12 protein-coding genes are annotated in these 12,583 nt (G+C 70.0%); 11 read left to right on the top strand and 1 reads right to left on the bottom strand.

All coding sequences use genetic code 11. The features are described 5' to 3' along the window. The 6 genes from AB0J88_RS13610 (at position 1) to AB0J88_RS13585 (ending at position 6,459) form a co-directional block, all read left to right on the top strand. The gene (locus AB0J88_RS13610) at positions 1–1,611 is read left to right on the top strand and encodes an ABC transporter substrate-binding protein (protein ID WP_364345226.1); all 1,611 of its coding nucleotides are present in this window, start codon (positions 1–3) and stop codon (positions 1,609–1,611) included. A 73-nt stretch (positions 1,612–1,684) separates the two neighbouring features. Beyond that, entirely contained in the window at positions 1,685–2,644 is a 960-nt protein-coding gene (locus tag AB0J88_RS13605; RefSeq protein WP_364345227.1) for an ABC transporter permease, read from the top strand. After that, entirely contained in the window at positions 2,641–3,519 is an 879-nt protein-coding gene (locus AB0J88_RS13600) for an ABC transporter permease (RefSeq protein WP_364345228.1), read from the top strand. Before AB0J88_RS13605 ends, AB0J88_RS13600 begins: the two co-directional genes overlap by 4 nt. Beyond that, positions 3,516–4,604, top strand: a complete 1,089-nt coding sequence (locus tag AB0J88_RS13595; protein ID WP_364345229.1) for an ABC transporter ATP-binding protein — start codon at positions 3,516–3,518, stop codon at positions 4,602–4,604. The genes AB0J88_RS13600 and AB0J88_RS13595 overlap by 4 nt, the downstream gene beginning before the upstream one ends. After that, positions 4,601–5,596, top strand: coding sequence for an oligopeptide/dipeptide ABC transporter ATP-binding protein (locus AB0J88_RS13590; RefSeq protein WP_364345230.1), 996 nt, complete (start codon positions 4,601–4,603; stop codon positions 5,594–5,596). Before AB0J88_RS13595 ends, AB0J88_RS13590 begins: the two co-directional genes overlap by 4 nt. An 11-nt stretch (positions 5,597–5,607) precedes the next feature. Next, positions 5,608–6,459 carry an IclR family transcriptional regulator gene (locus tag AB0J88_RS13585; protein ID WP_364345231.1) on the top strand — a complete coding sequence of 284 codons (852 nt, stop codon included), beginning with the start codon at positions 5,608–5,610 and terminating at the stop codon, positions 6,457–6,459. A gap of 5 nt (positions 6,460–6,464) precedes the next feature. On the opposite strand, the gene AB0J88_RS13580 is transcribed toward AB0J88_RS13585, so the two are convergent. Further along, on the bottom strand, positions 6,465–6,842 hold the full coding sequence (locus AB0J88_RS13580) for a RidA family protein (RefSeq protein ID WP_364345232.1): 378 nt from the start codon (positions 6,840–6,842) through the stop codon (positions 6,465–6,467). Positions 6,843–6,876: 34 nt separating this feature from the next. Here AB0J88_RS13580 and AB0J88_RS13575 point away from each other — a divergent pair, with 34 nt between their 5' ends. Genes AB0J88_RS13575 through hisD form a run of 5 tightly spaced genes read left to right on the top strand, consistent with a single transcriptional unit; the run spans position 6,877 to position 12,544 of the window. Continuing rightward, positions 6,877–8,442 (top strand): D-aminoacylase, encoded by a 1,566-nt coding sequence (locus AB0J88_RS13575; protein WP_364345234.1) that lies wholly within the window; start codon positions 6,877–6,879, stop codon positions 8,440–8,442. Further along, a complete protein-coding gene (locus AB0J88_RS13570) occupies positions 8,439–9,272 on the top strand; it encodes an amidohydrolase family protein (RefSeq protein ID WP_364345236.1) in 834 nt (277 codons plus the stop codon). The genes AB0J88_RS13575 and AB0J88_RS13570 overlap by 4 nt, the downstream gene beginning before the upstream one ends. Next, complete coding sequence (locus tag AB0J88_RS13565; RefSeq protein WP_364345238.1) at positions 9,269–10,348, top strand: alanine racemase; 1,080 nt, start codon at positions 9,269–9,271, stop codon at positions 10,346–10,348. Before AB0J88_RS13570 ends, AB0J88_RS13565 begins: the two co-directional genes overlap by 4 nt. A 46-nt stretch (positions 10,349–10,394) precedes the next feature. After that, positions 10,395–11,228: a PIG-L deacetylase family protein gene (locus tag AB0J88_RS13560; RefSeq protein ID WP_364345240.1), complete on the top strand. Its 834-nt coding sequence runs from the start codon at positions 10,395–10,397 to the stop codon at positions 11,226–11,228. 17 nt (positions 11,229–11,245) lie between these two features. Further along, entirely contained in the window at positions 11,246–12,544 is a 1,299-nt protein-coding gene (gene hisD, locus AB0J88_RS13555) for a histidinol dehydrogenase (RefSeq protein ID WP_364345242.1), read from the top strand. Positions 12,545–12,583: the final 39 nt, after the last annotated feature.

The following is a 12,583-nucleotide window of genomic DNA, read 5'->3' as shown; positions in this document are numbered from 1 at the left end:
ATGTTCAGAAACCGGATACGGACGGCGGTCGTCGGTTTGGCCGTCGCCACTCTCGCGGTCGCCGGATGCACGGGGCCGTCGACCACCCCTGAAGGCAGCGGATCGACCGCGAACAAGGCTCTCAACATCTACCTCTACCAGGAGCCGGCCGGGGTGTTCAGCCCGATGGCCCCGGTCAGTGGTCCCGACGGCCAAGTCATGTCCTTCATCTACGAAGGCCTGCTCGGCGTCGACCCCAACTACAAGCTGCAGCCCCGGCTGGCCGAGAGCTACGAGGTCTCGCCGGACGCGACGACGTTCACCTTCAAGCTCCGTCAGGGTCTCAAGTGGAGTGACGGCACGCCGTTCACGTCCAAGGACGTGCTGTTCACGTACAGCCTGATGGCGAACCCGAAGACCACGAGCACCACGGCCGGCAACTACAGCGGCGTCGCGGGCGTCACCGACTTCGTCGGCGGCAAGGCGACCAGCATCTCGGGCTTCACCGCTCCCGACGACAACACGTTCGTCATCAAGGCCACCAAGCCGAACTTCGGCCTGCTCGCGCTGATCGGCAACGTGTGGATCCTGCCCGAGCACATCCTGGGCAAGGACAGCCCGGAGACGGTCGCGAAGAACGAGTTCTTCCGCAAGCCGACCGTGGGCATGGGCCCGTACACGTTCGTCGAGTACAAGACCAACCAGTACGTGCACGTGACGGCCAACGCGAACTACCGCAACCCGGCGAAGATCAAGGACGTCTACCTCAAGCCGATGACGTCCGACAACGCCACGGCGCAGCTCGGCAACGGCGGCATCGACATCGCCTCGTACTCACCGACCGACATCGAGACGGTCAGCGGCTTCGGCACCGTTACCACGCAGGAGAAGCCCGGCGCCGGGTTCGTCCGGATCGCCCTCAACCAGGCGAAGCCCTACTTCAAGGACGCCAAGGTCCGCCAGGCCTTCCTGTACGCGCTCGACCGCAAGCAGATCGTGCAGACCGTACTCGCGGGCAAGGCCGAGGTCCGGCTCTCGAACTTCGCCAAGGCCAACGAGCCCGCCGGTCTCAACGAGTATGCCCAGGACGTCAACAAGGCCAAGCAGCTGCTGGCCGAGGCGGGCTGGGACAACAACCGTGAGATCCAGCTCCAGTGGGTGCACGGCCAGCGTGACCGCGACGCCACCTCGACGATCGTGCAGAGCCAGCTCGCGGCCGTCGGCGTCAAGGTGAAGCTGGTCAACATCCAGGCGGCCGAGATCCCCAAGACGTACGCCGAGAAGACGTACGACATGGTGCTCTACGGCGGTGGCAACTACGCGGTGGACTCGTCGACGATCAACGGGATCACCGCGTGTGCCAACGCCTACCCGGCCGGTGGCAACATCAACTACTTCTGCAACCCGCAGCTCGACGAGCTGATGGCCCAGGCGAACTCCACGGCCGACGACGCGCAGCGCAAGGCGCTCTACGACCAGGCCGCGAAGCTGGAGAACGAGCAGGCCGACCTGATGTGGCTCTACTCTCCGTACGGCCTGTGGGCTGTCAACAAGAAGGTGCAGGGCTTCCAGGCCGCGGGCTCGCAGGACGCCTACTTCTGGGATCCGGCGAGCTGGAGCATCACGGGCTGACCAGGGCAACCGTGGTCGGGCTGGTCAACGGCGACCGGCCCGGCCGCGGTCCGCACCACCGAAAGGAGTGAGTATGGGCGCATTCTTGGTCCGGCGATTGTCGATCAACGTGCTGGTCTTCTTCCTGATCACCATCGCGATCTTCGCGTTGGTGCACAAGACACCGGGCGACCCGATCGCCATGCAGATCCCGGCCGACCAGCTCAACTCCGGCAGTGCGGAGTTCATCGCGCAGAAGCGGGCCGAGCTGGGCCTGGACGGGTCGCTGGTCACGCAGTACTGGCACTGGCTGACCAACGCGCTGCACGGCGACCTCGGCTATTCGTTGCTCAACGGCCGCCCGGTGACCGAGGTGCTCGGCGAGCGGGTCGGCCCGACCGTTGAGCTGATGGGCGTCGGCCTGCTCGTCTCGCTGCTGATCGCGTTCCCCCTGGGCATCCTGGCTGCCCGCCGGCGCAACTCGTGGCTCGACTACGGCGCCACCGTGGTCAGCCTCGGCTCGGTCTCGGTGCCGGTGTTCTTCGTGGCGCTGATCGTGATCTACGTGTTCACGCTCAAGTTCCAGTGGTTCCCCTCGTCGGGCATCTCGGACCCGACCAACCCGAGCCTGCTGAACACCCTGCACCACCTGGTCCTGCCGGCGCTGATCCTCGGCTTCGGAAACTCCGGACCCTTCATGCGGTACGTGCGCAGCAGCATGATCACCGAGTTGGGCGCCGACTACGTGCGCACGGCCAACGCCAAGGGCGCCACGCCGCGCCGGGTCGTCCTGCGGCACGCGTTCCGCAACTCGCTGATCCCGGTCCTCACCGTGATCGCCACCAACCTGCCGCAACTGCTCGCCGGCGCCGTCGTCATCGAGCAGGTCTTCGCCTGGCCGGGCATGGGCCAGCTCGCGGTGAGCTCGGTCAACCAGCACGACTATTCGGTGATCGTCGGCTTCGCCCTGCTGATCGCGATCCTGGTGCTGCTGTCCAACCTGCTGGCCGACGTGCTCTATACCGTCGTCGATCCGAGAGTGAGGCTGCGATGACCGCCACGACGGTGTCCGCGCCGGCCGCTCGCACGCCGGCGAGGGCCGCCCTGCGCCGCTTCCGCAAGCACCCGGCGGCCCTGGTCAGCGTGGTGTTCATCGCGCTGGTGGTGCTGGCCGCGATCTTCGCGCGGCCGCTGTCCGGGCACGACCCCAACGCGATCGACCTGCTCAGCGCCCGCTCCGGCCCGTCGGGCGCGCACCTGCTCGGCACCGACTCGACGGGCCGCGACGTGCTCTCGAGGCTGCTCTTCGCCGGCCGGATCTCACTCGGCGTGGGCATAGCGTCGGCCGCGATCGCGGTCGTGATCGGCACGGTCCTCGGCAGCATCGCGGGCCTGCTCGGCGGCTGGGTAGACGGCCTGGTGATGCGGCTGGCCGACGTCTTCCTGTCGTTCCCGTCGCTGGTGGTGATCGTGGTGGTGGCCGGCGTCCTCGGCCCCAGCGTGCTCACCATGGTGATCGCGATCGGCCTGTTCCAGTGGCCGGTCTGCGGCCGGATCGTCCGGGGCGTCACGCTCTCGCTGCGCGAGCAGGAGTTCGTGCTGGCTTCCCGAGCCACCGGTGCGGGTCCACTGTGGCTGATGCGCAAGCACATCATCCCGGCCGCCCTGCCGCCGGTCAGCGTGGTCGCCACGCTGGCCGTGGCGCAGGCCATCGCCCTGGAGGCCACGTTGTCCTTCCTCGGTCTGGGCGTACAACCCCCGGCAGCAAGCTGGGGCAACATGCTCACGGACGCCCAAAGCCTCACGGTGATCCGGTCGGAGCCCTGGCTGTGGCTCTCACCGGGCATCGCGGTGGCGCTGACGGTCCTAGCAGTCAACTTCATCGGCGACGGCCTCCGCGACGCCGTCGACCCAAGGTCGTCGTCATGACGGCCGAGCGGGATCCCGGGTTGGCGACAACCCCCGCGCCGGCGGCAACGCCCGGGTCTGGGGTTGCGGCAACGCCCGCGTCCCGGGCCGTGCCCGCGGAGCGGGCCGGCGAGGCGCAGTTGCTGCGCATCGAGGATCTGAGCGTCGACTTCCACACCGACGACGACGTGGTGCACGCCGTCACCGGGGTCACCCTTGCCGTCGCGGCCGGGGAGATCGTTGCCATCGTCGGGGAGTCCGGGTCCGGGAAGACTGTCACCGCGATGTCTGTGTTGCGGCTCTTGCCTAAGGCCGCCGAGGTCAAGGCCGAGGCGATCGCCTTCCGGGGTACGGACCTGCGGACCCTGTCCGCCGCCGAGCTGCGGAAGATCCGTGGCGGGCCGGTCGGGATGATCTTCCAGGATCCGATGACCGCGCTGAACCCGGTGATGACCATCGGGGCTCAGGTTGCCGAAGCGGTGGTGTTGCACCAGGCGCGGCCCGACAAGAAGACCGCCTGGCAGCGGGCGGTCGAGTTGCTGCGGCTCGTCGGTGTGCCGGATCCGGCAGAGCGGGTCAAGCAGTACCCGCACGAGTTCTCCGGCGGCATGCGTCAGCGCGCGATGATCGCGATGGCGATCGCCAACGACCCCGATCTGATCATCGCCGACGAACCGACCACCGCGCTCGACGTGACGATTCAGGCCCAGGTGCTGGCGTTGCTCAAGAAGGCGCAGGCGGAGACCGGTGCGGCGACCATCCTGATCACCCACGATCTCGGCATCGTGGCCGAGCTCGCGGACCGGGTCGTCGTCATGTACGCCGGCCGCGTGGTCGAGTCGGCCGGTGTCAGGGAACTGTTCGCGCAGCCCCGGCACCCGTACACGAAAGGGCTCCTGGCCAGCCTGCCCCGGATGGACGTCGACGTCGACCAGCTCGACCCGATCCCCGGCAACCCGCCGAACATGGCCGACCCGCCCGCCGGCTGCGCGTTCCATCCCCGCTGCCCACTGGCCCGTGACAGGTGCCGCACGGACCGGCCGCCCCTGCTGGCGATCGGCGATGGCCGCACCAGCGCCTGCCACTACCACGAGGAGCTGGCATGACGTCCTTGCTGAAGGTGGAGGGCCTGCACAAGCACTTTCCGATCCGGCGTGGCGTGCTGCGGCGGCAGGTCGGGGAGATCCGGGCCGTCGACGGCGTCGACCTCGAGCTGGAGACCGGCGAGACGCTGAGCCTGGTCGGCGAGTCCGGCTGCGGCAAGTCGACCACCGGCCGGCTGCTGGTGCGTCTGCTGGAGCCGACCGCCGGGAAGATCCTGTTCGAAGGCTCCGACCTGGCCGCGCTCTCCCATCGGGAGCTGCGAGCCAAACGGCAGGCGATCCAGATCATGTTCCAGGACCCGTACGCGTCACTGTCTCCGCGGATGACCGTGCAGGAGATCGTCGCCGAGCCCTTGCGGGTGCAGGGTCGCTACGCCGACGGTGGCGCCGACCGGGTCCGCGAGCTGCTGGAGCTGGTCGGGCTGCGGCCGGAGCACTCCCGGCGGTACGCGCACGAGTTCTCCGGCGGGCAGCGCCAGCGGATCGGGTTGGCCCGGGCACTCGCGCTCAACCCCCGCCTGCTGGTGCTCGACGAGCCGGTCAGCGCGCTCGACGTGTCGGTGCAGGCCCAGGTCATCAACCAGCTGCGCGGGCTCCAGGACCGGCTCGGGCTGGCCTACGTCTTCATCTCACACAACCTTTCCGTCGTACGGCACATCTCGCACCGGGTCGCGGTGATGTACCTGGGCTCCATCGTGGAGGTCGGCACCCGCGCCGACATCTTCACCGCGCCGACCCACCCGTACACGCAGGCGCTGTTGTCGGCGATCCCGGTGCCCGACCCTCTCGGCCGCGACGAGCGTGAGCGGATCACGCTGGCCGGAGACGTACCCAGTCCGAGTAACCCACCGACCGGTTGTCGGTTCCGCACACGGTGCTGGAAGGCTCAGGATGTGTGCGCGCAGGAGGCGCCCCCGCTGATCGACAAGATCGGCGTCGGCCACCCCAGCGCGTGTCATTTCCCCGAGGTTCCAGCCACTGTCGGCGGCGCGTAGGAGAGTCCACAATGCCGAGAGCACCCCGCATCTCCGTCGACGACGCCAAGCCGGCGTCGGCCAACTACCACGCCAACGCCCTCGCCCGCGGGCTCGCCCTGCTGGAGATGCTGGCGGCGGCGCCCGAGCCGCTGACCCTGACCGAGTTCAGCGACGCGACCGCGCTGCCCAAGAGCACGCTCGTACGCCTGCTGGCGGTGCTGTCCGAGATGGAATACCTGGTCCGGGTCGACGACCGCCCGTCGTACCGGCTGGGCCACAAGGTCCAGCGGCTGGCGGCCGCGTACGTGTCCAACCTGGACCTGACGGTGGTCGCCGAGCGCTACCTCCAGCCGGTCGCCGTGCAGACCGGGCAGACCGCCAACCTGGGCGTGCTCGACGGCGACCAGGTGCTGCACATCTGTGTCGCCGAGCCGGACCGGCCGCTGCGGTTCACGAGCTCGCTGGGCGCGCGCGACCACACGTACGCCACCGGTCTCGGCAAGGTGCTGCTCTCCGCGCTGCCGGACGACCAGGTCGCCGCGGCCGTGCCGGCCGAGCCGTTCCCGTCGTTCACCGAGAGCACCCTGACCACGCTGGCGGACCTGCGCAAGGACCTGAAGAAGGTGGCGCGGCGCGGCTTCGCGCTCGACGACAGCGAGCGCAGCGTCGGCCTGCGGTGCGTCGCGGTGCCGGTGCGGATCGACGGCGAGTGCCTGGCCGCGATCAGCGTCTCCGGCCCGGCAGGCGAGTTCGGCACGGCCAAGCAGCAGGTCTACGTCGCCGCGTTGGAGGACGCCGCCAAGGCGGTGACCGACGACCCGGACTTCGTCACGGCGCTGCGCATCGTGCACCGTTCCCTCCGGGTCGCCGGCCGCCCATGAAGGCGTCAGCCCACGTAGGCGATCGCTTCGATCTCCACGCGTACGTCGGGGTGGCCGAACGCGACGACCACCGTGGTGCGGGCCGGCGGCGCCTCCGGGAATCGGCGCCGGTAGATCTCGTTGAACGGCGCGAACAGGATCGCGTTGGACAGGAACGCACCGATCTTGACGATCTGGTCGCGGCGCGCGCCGGCCGCGGCCAGCACCGCCTCCACGTTGTCCAATGTGCGCTCCACCTCCTGGGCGAAGTCGCCGATGAACACCTTGTTCTCGTGGTCGGTGGCGATCTGGCCGGAGACGAAGACGAAGTCGCCCGCCTTGGTGGCAGGCGACAGCGGCACGGTCGGTGCGGGGAGCCCCTCGGGGTGGAACCTCTCGATCATTGGCACATGGAACCACATTCCATGCGAGCTGCCCATGCCTGAAGAACTGCTTCTGACCGGCGGCCTGGTGATCGACGGCTCCGGCGGCCCCGCAGTCACGGCCGACGTGTTGGTGCAGGGCGGCCGGATCGCCGAGATCGGCTCCGGGCTCTCTGCCGACGCGGTGCGCGACGTCACCGGCCTCGTGGTCTGCCCTGGTTTCGTCGACGTGCACACCCATTCCGACCTGACCCTGCTCTCGGACCCGCGCGGGCTGAGCAAGGTGCACCAGGGCGTGACCACCGAGGTCGTCGGCAACTGTGGCCTCGGCGTCGGCCCGCTGGCACCGGGCGCGGCGGTCGGCCCGATCCGGCAGGCGGTCGGCTACCTCGACCTCGACCCGGCGGTCGAGTGGTCCTGGCCCGACCTCGCGGGCTATCTCGTCGCTCTGGCCGCCGCCGGTCCCGGCATCAACGTGGCCACCCTGGTCGGGCATCTCGCGCTGCACGCCTCGGTGGTCGGGTTCACGGACCGACCGGCCTCGCCCGCCGAGCTCGACCGGATGTGCGGGCTGCTCGGCGAGGCGTTCGACGCGGGTGCGCTCGGGCTGTCAACCGGGCTGGTCTACGCGCCGTTGCCGTACGTCCGGGACGCCGAGCTGCTGGCCCTGGCGTCGGTGGTCGCCGCCCGGAACCGGGTCTTCACGTGGCACGTCCGGAACTACGACGACGACCTGCTCGACTCGGTGTCGCAGGCGGTCGGGGTGGCACGGGCGACCGGTGCCCGCACCCAGATCTCGCACCTGGCCGCCGTCGGCCGCCGCAACTGGGGTGCGGTCCGGCGAGCCCTCGACCTGGTCGACGCGGCCAACGCGGACGGCTGCGACATCGGCGTCGACATCTACCCCTACCTGCACGGCAACGCGCCCCTCTCGCAGCTGCTGCCCGCGCACGTCCAAGAGGGCGGCCCGTCGGTCTGGGGTCCTCGGCTGCGCGACCCTGACGTGCGGGCCGAGGTGCGCGCGGCCTGGGTGAACCGACCGACGGGCTGGGACGAGCTGACGCTGAGCTGGACCAGCCGGCCGGCGCCGGACCCGGTGGTCGGGCAGACGATCGCCTCGCTGGCGGGCGCCGCCGATCCCGCCGATGTCGCCCTCGACCTGCTCGCCGAGCTCGGCAACGGCGTGCTGATGACGGCCGGCGGGCGCAGCGAGGACGACCTGCGTGCCGTGCTCGGCCATCCGGCCGCCGTGGTCGCCTCGGACGGGCTCGCGCTCGACCCGGGCGGCGTCACCGGGGCCGGTGTGCCGCATCCGCGCAGCTACGGGACGTTCCCGCGCTACCTGCGCTCGTACGCCGCCGAGCTGCCCGATGCGATTCGCCGGTGCACGTCGGCGCCGGCCGCGCGAGTCGGGCTGCACGACCGAGGGCTGCTGCGGCCGGGTGCGCCGGCCGACGTCGTGGTCTTCGACCCGGCGCGGTTGGCCGACCGGGCCACGTTCACCCAGCCGCACCAGTTCGCCGCCGGCATCGACCTCGTGCTCGTCAACGGCGTGGTCACCGTCGACGGGGGAGAGCACACCGGCCAGCGGGCCGGGAACGTCCTGAGAGGGTCAGCATGATCGACGTACACACCCACTGTCACCTCGCCGAACACTGGGGTTGCGAGTGGCATCGCAACTGGCAGCCCGTCTACGGCCACGAGTACGCGAACCGCACCCCCGAGCAGTACGACGAGGCGATGGCCGCGGCCGGCGTGGACCTGGCGTTCGTGTTCGGCATGCGGGCGTCCCGGGCCGGTGTGATCACCCCGAACGAGTACGTCGAGCAGTTCGTGGCGGCGACGTCGACCAACACGATCGGCTTCATGGCGCTCGACCTCTCCGACGCCGACGTGATGGACCAGCTCGCCGATGGCATCGCCCGCGGCCTGCGCGGCGTCAAGCTGTACCCGGTGCTGGCCCACTTCGACCCGCGCGACGTGGCACACGACCCGTTCTTCAAGGCGGCCACCGAGGCCGGGCTGATCGTGCTCTGGCACATGGGGACGACGCCGAGCCCCGAAGGCCGGCTGGAGCTGACCAACCCGCTGCTGGTCGACGACGTGGCCCGGCGGCACCCCGACCTCAGGCAGATCATCGCCCACCTGGGCCACCCGTGGCAGCGCGAGACGATCGTGGTGCTGCGCAAGGCCCGCAACGTGTTCGGCGACGTGTCCGCGTCCTGGGCGCGGCCCTTGGACGGCTTCATGGCACTGGTACGCGCACAGGAGTGGGGTGTCACGCAGAAGCTGCTGTTCGGCTCCGACTATCCCATGTGGACGCCGGCCGAGGCGGTCGCCGGGTTGCGCTCCCTCGCTGACATGCGGCCGTCCGGCCTGCCGGCGATCAAGCCGGAGACCTTCGAGTGGTTGCTCGACGGCGATCCGCGCGCCGCGCTGGGGCTGGCATGATCCCGCTCGCCGCGCTGCCGACCCCAGCGCTGCTGGTCGACCTCGACCGGCTGGAGCGCAACATCGCCGCGATGGCCGGGGCGTTCGCGACGGCCGGCGTCGCGCTGCGCCCGCACGTCAAGACCTCCAAGTGCTGGGAGGTCGCCCGCCGCCAGCTCGACGCCGGTGCCATCGGATTCACCTGTTCCACCGCGGCCGAGGTGGCCTGGCTCCAGTCGCACGGCGTGGGTGACCTGCTGTGGGCGCATATTCCGATCGGGCCGCGCAAGGTGGCCTTCGTCGTCGACGCGATCGCCCAGCACGGTGGCGGGCTGACCGTCTCGCTGGACTCGGTCGAGGCGGCCCGGCCGCTGTCTTCGGCGGCTGCCTCCGCCGGCGTCACCGTGCCGTTCGTGCTCGAGGTCAACACCGGGCATGCCCGGCTGGGTGTCGAGCCGTCCTCGGCCGTCGCGACGGCCACCGCGATCGCCGGGCTGCCCGGCCTGCGGTTGCGGGGCGTGCTGACGCACGAGGGGCACATCTCCGCGCTCGCTGACCGCTCCGCGCTGGAAGCGGCCGGCGGGGAGGCGGGTGCGTTGCTGGTGTCGGTCGCCGACGCTCTGCGTACCGCCGGATTTCCGATCGAAGTGGTGTCCGTCGGGTCGACGCCCGGTGCCACGTCGACGCCGTTCGTGCCCGGGGTGACCGAGGGGCGGCCCGGCACCTACGTCTACTACGACGCGAACCAGACGCGGCTCGGCAGTTGCACGCTCGACCAGTGCGCGCAGACCGTGCTCGCCACCGTGGCGTCCGTGCAGCGGACCGGACGGCCGATCATCGACGCCGGCATCAAGGCGATGAGCTCCGACGCGATCGCGGCGGCGGGCGGGGTGGGTTTGGTGCTCGATCGGCCGGACGTCACCTTCCCGGAAGCCAACGAGGAGCACGGCTTTCTGGCCGGGGGTCGCTTGGCCGTCGGCGACCTGGTGCGGCTGGTGCCCAACCATGCCTGCGGCACGACCAACATGTGGAGCCACCTGTACGCGGTGCGCGGCGACATGGCGGTCGAGCGTTGGGAAATCTCGGCCCGCTACTGATTGACATGGAACGACGTTTCACGTTCGCTGGACAACCATGAAGGTCATGACCATCTACGCCCACCCGGCGGACACGATCACGAACTGCGGCGGCACCCTGGCCCGGCACGCGGCGGCGGGCGACGAGGTGGTGGCACTGATCCTGACGCACGGCGGACGCATGCACGCGAACCGGTACGCGGAGGAGTGGCGCAAGGAGCACCCCGACGAGACGATCGTCGCCGCCGACCTGGACACGATTGTGGCGCACAAGAAGGGTGAGCTGGAGCGCGCCGCGGAGATCGTCGGCATTTCCCGGGTCATCACCCTCGACCTCGACGACCACTACGCCGCACTGCGGGAGGCGGTCGTCGACCAGATCGCCGAGCAACTGGCGATCGAGCGGCCGGACGTGGTGATCTGCGACTACCCGGTCAACCCGGTGATGGCCGCCAACATGCACACGGTGGTGACCGTGAGCGTCATGGCCGCGCTCGGTCGTGCCGGCATGTTCCTGCGCAACCTCGACGGCCGGTCGGAGTTCCACGTCAAGCAGGTCTTCTTCACCTCGTTGCCGGTGATCGCCGGTGACGGGCTGAGCCTGCACGGATTGCGCAACGACGTCTACATCGACATCACCGACGTGGTCGGCAAGAAGGTCGCGGCGATGGACTGCTTCGACAGCCAGGGCTACTCGGGCCTGTTCGCCCGCAAGCTGATCGAGGCCAACAACGGCGAGAACGGGCGGGTGGCGGGGGTCAACTTCGCCGAGGCGTTCTATCGGCTGAACAACGAGACGCACACTCTGCTGCCGGTCACCGAGGCCGCGCGCGACGAGGACGTGCTGACCCGGCACATCACGTACAGCACCGTCGACCTGCGGGCGACGTACCCGATCTGACTTCTGGAGGTTTGGTCATGGCGGCGCGCTATCTGAAGTCGGCACCGGCGGCGACCCACGACGACGCGCAGGCGCGCGGCGTGCGGGAGACGGTGGCGTCGGTGATCGCCGACGTCCGGGCGCGCGGAGACGCCGCGGTCCGGGAGTACTCGGAGAAGTTCGACAACTGGTCGCCTCCGTCGTTCCGGCTGTCTCCGGAGGAGATCGAGCAGATTGTCGCGACTGTGCCGGAGCAGGCGCTGGCGGACATCAAGACGGTGCAGGCTCGGGTACGCGACTTCGCACAGCGGCAGAAGGACTCGTTGCGCGACTTCGAGGACGAGGTCTCGCCGGGCGTGTTCCTGGGCCAGAAGAACATCCCGGTCGCGGCGGCGGGTGCTTATGTTCCCGGCGGCCGCTACCCGTTGGTGGCCTCGGCCCACATGACCGTGGTGACCGCCAAGGTCGCCGGGGTTTCCCGGGTCACGTCGTGCACGCCACCGATCCGCGGCGAGATCCCGGCAGCGACGGTCGCGGCTTTGCACCTCGCCGGCGCCGACGAGATCTACCTGCTGGGCGGCACCCAGGCGGTGGCGGCGATGGCGCTGGGCACGGAGACCATCGGGGCCGTGGACCTGCTCGCCGGCCCGGGCAACGCCTACGTGGCGGAAGCCAAGCGCCAGCTGTTCGGCGAGGTCGGCATCGACCTGTTCGCCGGCCCGACCGAGATCCTGGTCGTCGCCGACGGAGCGGCCGACCCGTTCGTGGTGGCGGTGGACCTGCTGAGCCAGGCCGAACACGGCCCGGACTCGCCGGCCATCCTGATCACCGACTCGGAGCCGCTGGCCCGGCGCGTCATGGACCTGATCGACGAGATCCTGCCGGGAATGCCGACGCGCGACTTCGCCGCGCCGGCGTGGCGCGACCACGGCGAGGTAGCGGTGGTCGCGGACCTGGCGGAGGCGTTCGAGCTGGCGGATTCCTATGCCTCGGAGCACGTCCAGGTCCTGACGGAGTCGCCCCGCGACGCCCTGACCGCGATGCGCAACTACGGAGCCCTGTTCCTGGGCGAGGGCACGTGCGTGTCCTATGGGGACAAGGTGATCGGCACGAACCACACGCTGCCGACACGAGGCGCGGCCCGCTACACGGGTGGTCTGTGGGTGGGCAAGTACCTGAAAACGGTCACGTACCAGGAGGTCACCAGCCAGCAGGCGAGCGTGGACCTGGGCCGGCTGTGCGGCCGCGCGGCACGGGTGGAGCTCTTCGAGGGCCACGCCCGATCCGGTGACGTGCGGGCGCACAAGTACGCCGGCGACCCGCTGCCCTGGCGCTGAGCGGTTGTCGCGCGTTGGTGAACTAGCGGGAACGGGCGG

It is taken from the genome of Asanoa sp. NPDC049475, assembly GCF_040676915.1.
Taxonomy (GTDB): Bacteria; Actinomycetota; Actinomycetes; order Mycobacteriales; family Micromonosporaceae; genus Asanoa.
Note: the sequence above shows the minus strand (reverse complement) of the source record. Positions and strands in the feature narration are given on the sequence as shown.

Coding starts and splice junctions, on each gene's coding strand:
- AB0J88_RS13610 (WP_364345226.1), top strand. CDS start 1: ATGTTCAGAAACCGGATACGGACGGCGGTCGTCGGTTTGGCCGTCGCC.
- AB0J88_RS13605 (WP_364345227.1), top strand. CDS start 1,685: ATGGGCGCATTCTTGGTCCGGCGATTGTCGATCAACGTGCTGGTCTTC.
- AB0J88_RS13600 (WP_364345228.1), top strand. CDS start 2,641: ATGACCGCCACGACGGTGTCCGCGCCGGCCGCTCGCACGCCGGCGAGG.
- AB0J88_RS13595 (WP_364345229.1), top strand. CDS start 3,516: ATGACGGCCGAGCGGGATCCCGGGTTGGCGACAACCCCCGCGCCGGCG.
- AB0J88_RS13590 (WP_364345230.1), top strand. CDS start 4,601: ATGACGTCCTTGCTGAAGGTGGAGGGCCTGCACAAGCACTTTCCGATC.
- AB0J88_RS13585 (WP_364345231.1), top strand. CDS start 5,608: ATGCCGAGAGCACCCCGCATCTCCGTCGACGACGCCAAGCCGGCGTCG.
- AB0J88_RS13580 (WP_364345232.1), bottom strand. CDS start 6,842: ATGATCGAGAGGTTCCACCCCGAGGGGCTCCCCGCACCGACCGTGCCG.
- AB0J88_RS13575 (WP_364345234.1), top strand. CDS start 6,877: ATGCCTGAAGAACTGCTTCTGACCGGCGGCCTGGTGATCGACGGCTCC.
- AB0J88_RS13570 (WP_364345236.1), top strand. CDS start 8,439: ATGATCGACGTACACACCCACTGTCACCTCGCCGAACACTGGGGTTGC.
- AB0J88_RS13565 (WP_364345238.1), top strand. CDS start 9,269: ATGATCCCGCTCGCCGCGCTGCCGACCCCAGCGCTGCTGGTCGACCTC.
- AB0J88_RS13560 (WP_364345240.1), top strand. CDS start 10,395: ATGACCATCTACGCCCACCCGGCGGACACGATCACGAACTGCGGCGGC.
- hisD (WP_364345242.1), top strand. CDS start 11,246: ATGGCGGCGCGCTATCTGAAGTCGGCACCGGCGGCGACCCACGACGAC.